General features: G+C 45.3%; 11 protein-coding genes. All 11 read left to right on the top strand.

Annotated elements, in window-relative coordinates:
• The first annotated feature begins 202 nt into the window (after positions 1 to 202).
• Positions 203 to 667: a ribosome assembly cofactor RimP gene (rimP, locus tag Q5866_RS18040; protein WP_303181647.1), complete on the top strand. Its 465-nt coding sequence runs from the start codon at positions 203 to 205 to the stop codon at positions 665 to 667.
• A 15-nt stretch (positions 668 to 682) separates the two neighbouring features.
• A complete protein-coding gene (gene nusA, locus Q5866_RS18035) occupies positions 683 to 1,921 on the top strand; it encodes a transcription termination factor NusA (protein WP_099291075.1) in 1,239 nt (412 codons plus the stop codon).
• 41 nt (positions 1,922 to 1,962) lie between these two features.
• The gene (gene infB / locus Q5866_RS18030; protein WP_303181646.1) at positions 1,963 to 4,851 is read left to right on the top strand and encodes a translation initiation factor IF-2; all 2,889 of its coding nucleotides are present in this window, start codon (positions 1,963 to 1,965) and stop codon (positions 4,849 to 4,851) included.
• Positions 4,852 to 4,951: 100 nt separating this feature from the next.
• Positions 4,952 to 5,413, top strand: coding sequence for a protein-disulfide reductase DsbD domain-containing protein (locus tag Q5866_RS18025; protein ID WP_227216927.1), 462 nt, complete (start codon positions 4,952 to 4,954; stop codon positions 5,411 to 5,413).
• Positions 5,414 to 5,456: 43 nt separating this feature from the next.
• Entirely contained in the window at positions 5,457 to 6,563 is a 1,107-nt protein-coding gene (locus tag Q5866_RS18020; protein ID WP_099291835.1) for a CapA family protein, read from the top strand.
• A 206-nt stretch (positions 6,564 to 6,769) separates the two neighbouring features.
• The gene (locus Q5866_RS18015) at positions 6,770 to 7,147 is read left to right on the top strand and encodes a methylglyoxal synthase (protein ID WP_099291077.1); all 378 of its coding nucleotides are present in this window, start codon (positions 6,770 to 6,772) and stop codon (positions 7,145 to 7,147) included.
• 86 nt (positions 7,148 to 7,233) lie between these two features.
• Positions 7,234 to 7,662, top strand: coding sequence for a DUF6769 family protein (locus tag Q5866_RS18010; RefSeq protein WP_303181644.1), 429 nt, complete (start codon positions 7,234 to 7,236; stop codon positions 7,660 to 7,662).
• 102 nt (positions 7,663 to 7,764) lie between these two features.
• Entirely contained in the window at positions 7,765 to 9,033 is a 1,269-nt protein-coding gene (locus Q5866_RS18005) for an efflux RND transporter periplasmic adaptor subunit (RefSeq protein ID WP_303181643.1), read from the top strand.
• 124 nt (positions 9,034 to 9,157) lie between these two features.
• Positions 9,158 to 12,262, top strand: a complete 3,105-nt coding sequence (locus tag Q5866_RS18000; RefSeq protein WP_303181642.1) for an efflux RND transporter permease subunit — start codon at positions 9,158 to 9,160, stop codon at positions 12,260 to 12,262.
• 17 nt (positions 12,263 to 12,279) lie between these two features.
• Complete coding sequence (locus Q5866_RS17995) at positions 12,280 to 13,467, top strand: TolC family protein (protein ID WP_303181641.1); 1,188 nt, start codon at positions 12,280 to 12,282, stop codon at positions 13,465 to 13,467.
• A gap of 112 nt (positions 13,468 to 13,579) precedes the next feature.
• The coding region (locus Q5866_RS17990) for a sigma-70 family RNA polymerase sigma factor (RefSeq protein ID WP_303181640.1) at positions 13,580 to 14,026 on the top strand (447 nt) is incomplete at its 3' end.

Here is a 14,026-nt window from a genome sequence, read left to right as displayed (position 1 = left end):
TTTCAACCATTTTCTTCCGTAAGCCGTTAATCTACTGCATTCTTCCGAAATTCGCTCGTTTTACGCGACGAATAGCTATTTTTCTTTAGATTTTTCAGCGAACCCTTTGGAATAAAAAGAATTAATTGTATCTTTGCAAGCGGTTATTAACACTGAGGGGGCGAAACGTCCCCTCTTCTGTTATCTTAAACTAAAGGATTGAATGAAAAGCACAAAGGAAATAAAAGAAATTATCAAATCCATTCTGGAAGGAAGCGAATTGTTTCTGGTGGATGTATCCATATCCGCAGATAATTCGCTCGAGGTCTACATCGATTCGTTGACAGGTGTCAACGTGGGCAAGTGTAGAGAGGTTTGCAAAAAATTGGATGCCCAACTCGACCGGGAGACCGAAGATTTCGCCATAACCGTTGCAAGTGCCGGAATCGGTTACCCGTTCAAAGTACCGCAGCAATACGAGAAGAACCTGAACAAAGAAGTTGAGGCAAAGCTGCTAACGGGTGAAAAAATACAAGGCATATTAAAATCTTATTCAGACGAAGGCATCGTACTTGAATGTGAAGAGAAAGTCGCAGTTGAAGGGAAAAAGAAAAAGAGCCTTGTAAAAATAGATAAGAGCATTCAGTTCAAAGACATAAAGGAGGTAAAAGACATTGTTATTTTCTAAAACACACGAGATAAAATGGAAAACATTAATTTGATTGATTCATTTGCAGAATTTAAAGAGCTAAAAAATATTGACAGAGCTACCTTGATGAGAGTGTTGGAAGACATTTTCAGAAATATGCTCATCAAGCGATATGAGACGGACGAAAATTTTGATATCATTATCAATATAGACAAAGGGGACTTGGAGATCTGGAGAAATCGTGTCGTGGTTGAAGACGAAGAATTTGAGAACCCGAATACACAGATATCATTGACCGAAGCAAAGAAAATAGACACGGATTACGAAGTGGGAGAAGAAGTAACCGACGAGGTGAAATTCAAAGACTTCGGACGCCGTTCGGTTTTGGCATTAAGGCAAAACCTTTCTGCCCGCATCCTCGAGTTGGAGAAAGACCATATCTTCACGAAATACAAAGAGAAAGTAGGACAAATTGTGACCGGGGAAGTTTACCAAGTATGGAAAAAAGAGATTCTGGTACTGGACGATGAAGGCAATGAATTGATATTACCCAAACAAGAACAAATCCCGAGTGATTTCTTCAAGAAAGGTGACACCATTCGTGCCGTGGTAATCCGGGTGGAGATGAAAAACGCTTCTCCTTACATCATTCTTTCCAGAACATCACCCGTGTTCCTTGAAAGATTGTTCGAGAACGAAGTACCAGAGATATTCGACGGTCTGATCACCATTAAAAACGTGGTTCGGGTTCCGGGCGAACGTGCAAAAGTGGCCGTAGAGTCTTATGACGACCGTATCGACCCCGTTGGAGCCTGCGTGGGAATGAAAGGATCACGTATCCACGGAATCGTCCGGGAATTGAGAAACGAGAATATCGACGTGATCAATTACACGAATAATATACAACTTTATATAACCCGTTCTTTGAACCCCGCCAAGATCAACAAAATTGAACTTGACGAAAGCAATAAAAGAGCAAACGTATACCTTAATCCGGAAGAAGTATCACTGGCAATCGGTAAAGGCGGTTTGAACATCAAACTGGCAAGCCAGCTCACGGGATACGAGATCGACGTGTACCGCGAATTAGAGAAAGAGGAAGAAGAAGACGTGAAGCTGGAAGAATTCTCGGATGAAATAGAACCGTGGATCATTGCGGAACTGAATCGCGTAGGTTGTGATACAGCCAAGAGCGTACTGGAATTAAGTGAGTCGGAATTAGAGAGCAGGACTGATCTTGAGATAGAAACCATCAGGGATGTTCTCAGAATTTTAAGAGCTGAATTTGAATAAGGACGCTCAAGATTATGAATGCTTGTAAATAAAATCTTAATATGGCAGTTAGACTAAGTAAAGTTGCTAGAGAATTTAACGTAGGCTTGTCCACGATAGTGGATTTCCTACAAGAGAAGGGGATTAAGATTTCATCTGATCCAAACGCAAAATTAACTGATGACCAATACTCTTTGATTGCCAAAGAGTTCTCCACGGATAGCGAGGCTAAAAAAGAATCCAATCGCGTGGACTTGAAAAACACCCGGCTAAAAAAAGAGACCGTGAGCATCGACAACATGGGAAATACGGAATCTCATCAAACGGAATTTATTTCCGTGAAAGACGAGATAAAACTGGAAAGCAAGATAAAAGTCGTGGATCACATCGACCTGAATAAACTGAATAAGCCCAAAAACGAAGAAAAGGTCGAGGAAAAGCCTGTCGAGAAAAAAGAAGAAAAAAGAGTGGAGAAAATAGAAGAAAAAAAAGAGGAAACACCTGTTGAAGTTCCGGTAAAAGAAACTCCGGTTCACGCGCAAAAGCAAGAGCGTGAAGAAAATCAAGCTCCTTTCAAATCTTCCCCGAAGACGCTTATAAAACAACCGAAAGAGGAAGTAAAACAAGAGGCCGCATCGGAAGTAGAGGAAGAAAATACCGATACCGGAAGACAGGAAGTCAACTATAAATCTTCCACCCCGACTATAAAGGACGTGAAAGTAGTGGGTTCCATTGACTTGGATGCCATCAATCAACGCACCCGTCCCCCGAAAAAAAGCAAACAAGAGCGCGAAAGAGATAAACGGGAACTTAAAAAGAAATTACTTGTTCCGCCCAAGAGCACGGATGAACTTGCTCTCAAGAAAAATGTTCCGGCCAGTGGAGACGGAAAAGAAGATTCTGATGATACGGAGATCCGTAAAAAACGGAAACGTATTCTGAAAAAGGATGAAAGAATCACTATTGATGCTCCTAAAACAGCTAAACAGGAAGAGAACAAGAAGAAACTCAAAAAAATCAAGAAGAAAAAAGCCAGCAAGGCTGAGATTTCGGAAGAAGATGTTCAAAAACAAATCAAGGACACGTTTGCGCGTCTGGGAAGTAAGGGAAAAACCAAATCTTCCAAGCACCGGAGAGACAAACGGGATGCCGTGCATCAAAAAATGCAGGCTGAAATAGAACAAGCCGAACTGGAGAAGAATATTCTTAAACTCACGGAATTTGTTACGGTTAGCGAGTTAGCTACCATGATGGATATTTCCGTGGCGGAGATCATTTCGGCCTGTATGTCACTCGGTCTGTTCGTATCTATCAACCAACGTCTGGACGCGGAAACCATCAATATCGTGGCGGAAGAATTCGGATTCGATGTTGAATTTGTCAGTGTTGACATTCAAGAAGCCATTGATGAAGAGGAGGAAGAAACAGAAGACATGCTGGAAACCCGTCCCCCGATCGTTACGGTCATGGGACACGTTGACCACGGTAAAACATCTTTGCTCGACTATATCCGTAAAGCAAATGTAATCGCCGGAGAAGCGGGAGGAATCACCCAGCACATCGGGGCTTACAGCGTAAAACTGGCAGACGGAAGAACGGTAACTTTCCTTGATACCCCGGGACACGAGGCATTTACCGCCATGCGCGCCCGCGGAGCTCAAGTAACCGATATCGCTATCATTATCATCGCTGCCGACGACAACGTGATGCCTCAAACCGTTGAGGCCATCAACCACGCAAGCGCGGCAGGTGTTCCGATTGTATTCGCTATCAACAAAATTGATAAACCGGGAGCCAACCCCGACAAGATTCGCGAAGAACTGGCAGCCATGAACTATCTGGTAGAAGAATGGGGCGGTAAATACCAATGTCAAGAAATCTCCGCGAAGAAAGGCTTACACGTAGAGGAACTTCTTGAAAAAGTATTACTCGAGGCTGAAATCCTTGAACTGAAAGCCAACCCGCATAAAAAAGCCACGGGGTCTATCATTGAATCCTCTTTGGATAAAGGACGGGGATACGTGGCTACCGTACTCGTGCAAAGCGGTACTCTCCACGTCGGAGACGTTGTGCTTGCCGGACAATATTTCGGGCACGTGAAAGCCATGTTCAACGAACGCGGCGCCAAAATGGAAGAAGGCGGACCTTCATGCCCGGCATTGATCCTCGGGTTGAACGGTGCTCCGCAAGCCGGTGACAAATTCAACGTGATGGCGAACGAAAAAGATGCACGTGCATTGGCAAACAAACGTGAACAATTACAACGCGAACAAGGACTGCGTACCCAGAAACATATCACGCTGGACGAAATCGGAAGACGTATCGCAATCGGAAACTTCCAAGAACTGAACATCATCGTGAAAGGAGACGTGGACGGTTCTATCGAAGCATTATCCGATTCCTTGATCAAACTATCGACCCAAGAAATACAGGTGAACGTGATCCACAAAGCGGTAGGACAAATTTCCGAAGGCGATGTCATGCTGGCTGCAGCATCCAACGCCATCATCGTCGGATTCCAAGTTCGTCCTTCCTTGAGTGCCCGCAAGCTGGCGGAGAAAGAAGAAATCGACATCAGACTCTACTCCATCATCTACACGGCTATCGAGGAAATCAAGGCTGCCATGGAAGGTATGCTTTCACCTGAATTCAAGGAAGAAATCACTTCTACCGTGGAAGTACTTGAAACATTCAAGATTTCCAAGGTGGGCACCATCGCAGGATGTATCGTGAGGGACGGGAAAATTACCCGTAACTCGAAAGTACGCGTAATCCGCGACGGTATCGTAATCTTCACCGGAGAACTCGGTTCATTGAAACGTTTCAAGGATGACGTGAAAGAAGTCAGCAAAGGATTCGAGTGCGGTTTGAACATCAACAATTTCAACGATATTCAAACGGGAGATTTCGTGGAAAGCTTTGAACAAGTAGCAGTGAAAAAAACATTATAATTTTTTTAACTATAAGCTAAGACAAATTCTCTCGATAATTTTGTACTTTGCGTCACTAAATATTAGAGAGGAATTATTTTAAAAACTAATTGATTTACTCATGAAAAGACTTTTAATTCTTACAGCAATATTAACCATGATGGTTGGAGCTGCAAACTCACAGGTTTTAAAACCGGTGAAATGGCAAATTACTTTCAAGAAAGTCAGCGAAGGTGTTTATGACATCATCTGCAAGGCTACCATTGAAAGCGGCTGGCACCTGTATGATACGAAACTTCCGGAGAATGGTCCTCAACCAACCGTTTTCATCATGGACGAAGACGAATCATCCGATATTGAATTAGTTGGCGAATTCAAGGCTACCACAGAAGCGAAAGTAGAAAAAAGCGAAGCATTCAACATGGAATTGAAATATTTCGAGGAAACAGTTACTTTCGTTCAACGCGTGAAATTGAAAAAGGACACCGGTAAACTGGTAGGTACTGTTGAATACATGGCTTGCTCAGGCTCTCAATGTATTCCTCCCGCCGAAGAAGAATTTGAATTTGAATTGAAGAAATAAATTGAAAGCCGTCTTCGGACGGCTTTTTTTATACCTCTCTCGTATGGCATCGAGGATTCGACATACCCTCATTCTGATCACATGGATTACCATCCTTCTTCTCGCCTGCAAAGAGGAGAAGAAACCCGCACGAGCAGATCATGCTATACAGATACCGGCAACACCCGACACCGTTTCTTTATTCTTTTGCGGGGATATCATCCAACATCTACCCCAGATATACGACGCACACAACCCGACCGAGAAAGATTACAAATACCTGAAATGCTTCCGGTATATCGCACCTTATTGGCACGACTCGGATTTTGTAATCGCGAACTTGGAAACTACCCTCTCCGATAAAGAATACTCCGGGTATCCTCGTTTCAGTTCTCCTTGGCAAATAGCAAGAGATCTGCAACGTCTGGGAGTAACGACGTTCGTCACGGCGAACAACCATTGTTGCGACCAACTGGCTCGAGGCATCACGAAAACAATTTATTACCTCGATTCGCTGGGCATCGCCCACACGGGCATCTTCATGGATACGTTAAGTTATAAAAAAAGGAATCCGCTCTACCTTCGGAAAGACAATTTCAAAATCGCACTGTTAAACTACACGTACGGTACAAACGGACTTCCCATCCCGAAAGGTTTTGTCGTTTCCCTCATCGACACCACGGTTATCAAACGGGATATTCAGCAAGCCAAACGAGATTCGGCGACCAATATCATTGCTTTCATGCACTGGGGATACGAGTATCACACCTCCCCCAATAAAGAACAGAAAGCCCTCGCCACATGGCTACACGCACAAGGGGCAGACATCGTCATCGGTTCACACCCCCACGTGGTACAACCTATCGAATACATCTTATCGGGCAAAGACACCGTTGGAGTTACCGCCTATTCACTCGGCAATTTCATTTCAAACCAATCTTATAAAGGTACCGACGGAGGTATTTGTATCCGCTTAACTTTAACCCGCCCGGAAGCAAAAACCACCCGTTACACCATGGAAACAATCAAGTTCTACACATACCGCCCGTTCGAGGAAGGACGCACCCGCTATTACGTCGTCCCCGAAGCCCTCTCCGACAGCATCATAAAAGATTACCACCTCATCAAAAGCAAACGCTTTTTCAAACAAACCGACTCCATACTGAATTAGTTTATAAGGTTCATAAAGTCTATTACACCCGCAAATGTTTCGTCTACAGCAGCAAAGTTGCTGATTAATAATACCCGAAGAACTCCCGTCACTTTTAAACCTTATAAACTTTACAAACCTTATAAACCCTATAAACTTTCCCCCGAATCATTTCATTTTTGCCCGACTTAATTATATATTTGCTGTAACGTAAAAAAAATCACACTATGAAACTAGCAGTAATTGCACACGACGGGAAAAAAGCAGAAATGGTCGCTTTCCTAAACAGGCATTATGATTTCATGCATTCGGCAAACATTGAAATCATCGCAACCGGAACCACCGGGAAACACGCTCAAGACGCGGGATTAAAAGTTGAACGTTTGCTTTCAGGCCCTATCGGGGGAGATGCACAGATAGCGGCACAGGTCGCGGAACATAAAGTACAAATGGTCTTCTTCTTCCGTGATCCGCTGGACAAACATCCACATGAACCGGACGTACAAATGCTCATGCGTGTTTGCGACGTACATAATGTACCATTGGCAACCAATCCCGCCTCGGCAGAATTGATGCTTCGCGGATACGAAACCATGAACAAGTAATTGTTAATAATTTATTAAAGCTCACGCAAACATTTGCATATCTGCATTCTATACCCTAAATTTGCAGATAGTTAATAATATGCGCCATGAGGAAACGCCAGTTAGCAATTATACCGCTTCTTGTTGCCTGCATCACGATGCTGGTGACAACGGTTTTACCTCACCACCATCATGGCTCTCTCATCTGTTTCACCGCAACACATTGTATCGAACAACAAGAAGGAAATACTTGTCAACACAATCATAGTTCCAACTCTTGTGAAAAAGAATGCGAAGTAAAACAGCTTTTTGAAACAGACATAATAAAAGAACACAATCATGAATGTTCATGTTGTCCGGATCTGACTCCGGAGCATCTACTTCTCCCGTTATTTATCATTACAGGAGAAAACTATTTATCCTTATTCCCGAAAGACACGCGAATAACACCGCCCACATTCTATCGGGAACGACTCCACGCCATCACGTGGAGCATGACTTCTGCCGGACGTGCACCACCTACCGTATTAGCTTAAAGAAATCGTTCCGGATTTCATTCTTTGTATTCACCGCGATCCGGTAAAATACATTACCTACATTTATTCGATTTATATACTCATAACAAATAACTTATTCATATGAGAACATTTTTTTATGCTATTACAATATTAGCAATCTCACTTGTCGGATGCAAGAGTAACTCATCACAAGACAAACACAAACATTCCGAAACGGAAACCCATGCAGGACACGACCATGCTCATGACCACAACCATGACAAGGAGCACGATCATGATCCGAAACACGATCACAGTCACGACCACGAAACCGCGGAAGAACACGCCGCACACAGCCACGAGGCAGAAGAAGCAAAACACAGCGACGAGATAATCTTTTCCAAAGAGCAAGCCGCTAAAACAAATTTCGAAGTACAAGAGATACAGCCCGGCAGTTTCAACCAAGTGGTAAAAACCTCCGGACAAATAATGGCAGCCCCCGGCGACGAAGCAGTTGTCGTTGCCACCAGCAACGGTATAGTATCCTTTACCTCCAACAAATTGAGTGAAGGTACCGCCGTCAAAAAAGGGCAATCCCTATTCCAAATATCGTCCAAGAACATGGCAGAAGGAGATTATTACACGAAAGTAAAAGCCACCTACGAAACGGCAAAAGCCAATTACGACAGGGCTGAATCGCTCGTGAAAGATAAAATCATCTCTCAAAAAGAATTCGAAGCCGCCCGTTTGGAATACGAGAACGCCAGAACAGCATACGAGGCCGTATCGGGAGCCAAAACAGAGAAAGGTGTAAGTGTAAACGCCCCGATCAACGGGCATATCAAAAACATACTGGTAAAAGAAGGAGAATACATCACAGCCGGACAGGCACTGGCAACCGTTTCACAAAACCAACGGTTAGTACTCCGTGCCGAGGTATCCCAAAGATACTACAACGCGCTGAAGAGCATCAATAGCGCCAACTTCAAAACCCCGTATGACAACCACGTGTACGAACTGGCAGACCTGAACGGACGCCTGCTCTCTTTCGGAAAGACTTCCGACAACAACTCATTCTTCGTACCCGTGTCATTCGAATTTGACAACAAGGGAGAAGTCATCCCCGGCTCATTTGTTGAAGTATATCTTATTTCATCCCCGATAGAAAATACCTTGAGTATCCCCGTTTCCGCGCTGACAAATGAAATGGGCTTCTTCTACGTCTACGTGCAAATCGACGACGAAGGCTACCGCAAACAAGAGGTTACCCTTGGCGCCAACAATGGCAAAGAAGTACAGGTACTAAAAGGACTGCACCCCGGCGACCGCGTCGTAACTCAAGGAGCCTACCAAGTAAAAATGGCCTCCGCGTCAGGTGCAATACCTCATGGACATAGCCATGAACATTAATCAATTGAAAATGGAGAATTGAAAATTGAAAATGAAAAGATATACAGCGTTATCAATTGTCTGCAAGATGAGTTAGAGAGGGAAATTCTTAAATCTAAAATTTAAAATCATAAATTAATTTCGGATGTTAAATAAGATCATACAATATTCATTACACAACCGACTGGTGGTAATGATCGCGTCGATTGTCCTGCTTTTGTGGGGTTCTTACACGGCGCACAAAATGGAAGTGGACGTATTTCCGGACTTGAATGCCCCGACAGTGGTAGTCATGACCGAGGCACAGGGTATGGCACCCGAAGAAGTAGAACGGATGGTAACCTTCCCCATCGAAACAGCGGTAAACGGAGCAACCGACGTGCGCAGCGTGAGATCATCCTCCACGACAGGATTCTCCGTCGTGTGGGTGCAATTCGACTGGGGTACCAATATATACACGGCACGGCAAATTGTTTCTGAAAAACTATCTACCCTCGGAGATGCCCTTCCGGGTAACGTGGGAAGTCCCACTCTCGGTCCACAATCCTCCATCTTGGGAGAAATGATGATTTTCGGATTGACCTCCGACACGACCTCTTTACAGGACTTGCGTACCATTGCCGACTGGACAATCCGTCCCCGCCTGCTCTCCACGGGGGGCGTGGCACAGGTAACCGTTATCGGCGGCGATATCAAAGAGTACCAGATACTTCTCGATCCTGCCCGTATGAAACACTACGGCATCACCATGGACGAAGTACTGGCCGTGGTGGATAACATGAACCAGAACTCCACGGGAGGCATCCTCTACGAGTACGGTAACGAGTACATCGTGCAAGGTATTCTCGCAACCGACAATGTTGAAGAACTCGGCAAAGGAGTCGTGAAAACAGTAGACAATATACCTGTCCTTTTATCGGACATCGCCACGGTACAAATCGGGCAAAAAGAACCCAAACTGGGACTGGCATCCGAAAAGGGACATCCTGCCGTGTTAATCACGATCACTAAACAACCTAATTCCAACACGTTGGAATTAACGGACAAACTGGACAACGCCATCTCGGAATTGCAAAAGACATTGCCCTCGGACGTGCAAATCTCTTCCGACATTTTCCGTCAATCCCGTTTTATCGAGAGTTCAATCTCCAACATACAGAAAGCCCTGTTCGAGGGGGCAATCTTCGTGATTATCGTACTCTTCTTCTTCTTGATGAACGTACGTACCACCATTATATCGCTGGTAGCATTGCCCTTGTCATTACTCGTGGCAATTCTAACCTTACACGCCTTGGGATTAACCATCAACACGATGAGTTTGGGAGGACTCGCCATAGCCATCGGCTCCTTGGTCGATGATGCCATTGTCGATGTCGAAAACGTGTATAAACGACTGCGGGAAAATCAGCAAAAACCGACAGCCGAACGCCTCTCCTCCTTGAAAGTCGTGTTCGAGGCATCCAAGGAAGTACGTATGCCCATTCTGAACTCCACGCTAATCATCGTGGCTTGCTTCTTGCCCCTGTTCTTCCTTTCCGGCATGGAAGGACGCATGTTGATACCGCTGGGAATCGCTTTCATCGTGGCACTTTTCGCTTCCACGGTAGTAGCTTTGACCTTAACCCCGGTATTATGCAGCTATATCCTCACCACCCCGAAAGCATTGAAAAAAAGCGAGAAGGAACCCATTGTTTCCCGCACGCTGAAAAAATGGTATAAAAAAGCCTTGGAATGGGCTCTCCGCCACAAGAAAGTGGTTATCGGAACCAGTGCCGCCCTGTTAATCTTCACGATCATCATCATGACCGGATTGGGACGTAGCTTCCTGCCCCCGTTCAACGAGGGGTCGCTCACCATCAATACCAGCACCATGCCGGGTATCTCACTGGAAGAATCCGACAAGATGGGACGGATGGCAGAAGAAATATTACTGGGTATCCCGGAAATACAGACTGTTGCCCGCAAGACCGGACGTGCCGAATTGGATGAACACGCCTTGGGAGTCAACGTATCGGAAATCGAAGCTCCTTTCGAACTTGACAAACGCTCCCGGGAAGAATTTCTTGCCGACGTGCGCGAGCAATTGGGTAAACTACAAGGCATGAACATTGAAATCGGGCAACCGATCTCCCACCGTATCGACGCCATGTTGTCCGGAACAAAAGCAAACATAGCCATTAAGCTATTCGGTAACGATTTGAACAAACTGTACACCATCGGGGGGCAAATCAAAGACGCCATCCAAGGCATCGACGGCATCGCCGATCTGACTCTGGAACAACAAATCGAGCGCCCGCAACTACAAATCAAACCGAAACGGGATATGCTCGCCAAATACGGCATTACCTTGCCCGAATTCTCCGAGTTCATCAACGTGGCACTCTCCGGTAGAGTCATATCCCAAGTGTACGAGGGCGGTCGGGTATTCGACCTCACCGTGAAAGTACACGACAACAACCGGGTAAACATGGAAGAAATCGGTAACTTGATGATTGACGCCAACGGACAAAAAGTACCGCTCCACTACGTGGCTGAAATACTCCCTTCCGTGGGACCGAACACCATCAGCCGGGAAAACGTGCAACGAAAAATAGTCGTATCCGCCAACGTGGCAGGACGTGACTTGAACGGTGTCGTGAAAGATATCCAAAAAACAGTAGACGAACAAATCTCCCTGCCCGAAGGCTATCACGTGGAATACGGCGGTCAATTCGAGAGTGAACAAGCGGCTTCACGTACCTTGTTCCTTACCTCTTTAATCTCTATCATGTTGATATTCCTGTTATTGTTCAACGAATTTCACAGTATGCCCTTATCCGGAATCATCATGCTGAACTTGCCCTTGGCTATCATCGGGGGAATCATCAGTATCTGGTTCACCTCGGGAATCATCAGCATTCCCGCTATTATCGGGTTCATCTCGTTATTCGGTATTGCCACCCGAAACGGAATCCTGCTCGTGTCGCACTACAACCACCTGCGGGAACAAGGTTTTTCGTTATACGAGAGTGTTATTCACGGTTCTCTCGATCGGTTGAACCCGATTCTGATGACAGCCTTAACCTCCGCCTTGGCATTGATTCCGCTTGCAGTCGGGGGAGACCTTCCGGGCAATGAAATCCAAAGCCCGCTGGCTCAAGTTATCTTGGGTGGATTATTAAGCTCTACCTTGTTGAACGGCTTCGTGGTTCCGATCATGTACATATTGCTTAACCACAAGCAAAAAAATATCGAAAACTTGGAAGCGTAACCTTTGAAACAAACAATATGAATACATATAAATTATACATATTAAGCATCATGCTATTGGGCATCCTCTCCGCGAGGGGCCAAAGCAGCATCGACGAGGTTCTGAAAAGCGTCGAGAACAACAACAAATCGTTGCAAGCCAACGTGAAGATGACCGACGCCCAAAAACTGGAATCCCAAACCGGCAAATTTCTGGCTAACCCGACATTCGAGTGGGAACAAATGTGGGGCAATCGGAATAACCCCGGTTCGGAATATTCATTCACGGTAAAACAATCGTTGGACTTTCCCAACACGTACGCGAACAAGAACAAAATCGCCGCGTTAAAGTCCGGTACATTCGACCTTCAATTTGCGGCTTACCGTCAACAACTTCTTCTGACGGCAAAACAAACCTGCATCGAGATCGTTTACCTCCGCAAACAAAAAGTCCTGCTGGATGAACGATTAAGTAATGCCGAGTCCATGTTTACCCTTTATCAAAAACGGTTAGCATCAGGAGACGCTAACCAATTGGAATTAAATAAAATCCAATTGGAATTACTCAACGCCCAGAACCAAAGCCGCTTGAATCAAGCCGCACTGAACGCCGCTTTGGAACAACTGCAAAACTTGAACGGCGGTAACCCGATCCCGTTCCAAAACACGGAATACCCGACAGGGGAAAGCTTAATCGACTTCGAGCAATTGCAAGCCGATTTCATCGCCGCCGATCCGAACTTGAAAGGCTTAGCCGAAGAGCAAGAGATTACCAAACGGGAAGTGAAACTCAACCGCTCCCTCTCCTTACCCAAATTCGACGTCGGTTACAAACGTAGCGCCTCATCGGGTAACGTCGCGTCCAACGGTTTCGTCGTGGGAGTATCCATCCCCCTTTTCGAAAACAAAAACACCGTCAAAAAAGCCAAAGCCCAAGCAGAATTCGCCACAGCCTCTCTCGAAGACAACCGGCTGAATCTTCGCACCAGCCTGCAACAACTCTACCATCAGGCAGAAGCCTTGCAGATCTCCCGTGAAGACTACGCCAAAGTCCTTGAACAACAGCGCAACGTGGAACTGCTCAACAAAGCCCTCAACGCCGGACAACTCTCCGTGATCGACTATTTCGTCGAACTCACCACTTTCTACGACAGCCAACAAAGCTATCTGGACGTGGAAAAAGAATACCACAACATTTTGGCTCAATTGTATCAATACAAACTATAGAGCACAGGAAACTCAACTAAAACAAGGAGGAATTCAGCAAGGTTGAATTCTTCCTTATTTTATATTCTGAATTTTATTATCTACCTTTGAGGAAAATAAAATAAGGAACTACATGCAAATCGCGGACACGGATATCCTCAATACATTCAAACAGAATGTCAATAAAGGAGGAAGTCTCCTCTTTCGGCGTTATTATAGACCTCTTATTCTATTTTCCAACTCCCTACTCAATGATGATACTTTCTCAGAAGATATCGTACAAGACGTTTTTTACCATTTCATCAACACCCATGCATACACCCGCGTCACCCCGGACACGTTAGCCGCGTTTCTCTTCCGGGCCGTGCGCAACCTCTGTGTAAACAAAATTCGAAATACCCGCGAATACACCTATGCCGAACTTCTCTCGTTCGAAGCCACCGAGGAAGAAGCTATAACGTTCTCCCCCGAACTCGTCGAGGCTATCCGCGAAGCTATCCGCCAATTACCTGAAAGAACCCGTGCCGTTATTCTCTCCATTATCGTGGAAAAGAAAAAATACAAAGAAACAGCGGAGTCC

It is taken from the genome of uncultured Butyricimonas sp., assembly GCF_959596855.1.
GTDB classification, from domain to species: domain Bacteria; phylum Bacteroidota; class Bacteroidia; order Bacteroidales; family Marinifilaceae; genus Butyricimonas; species Butyricimonas muris.
The sequence above is the reverse complement of the archived record's forward strand: the minus strand, read 5'-3'. Positions and strand labels throughout refer to the sequence as shown.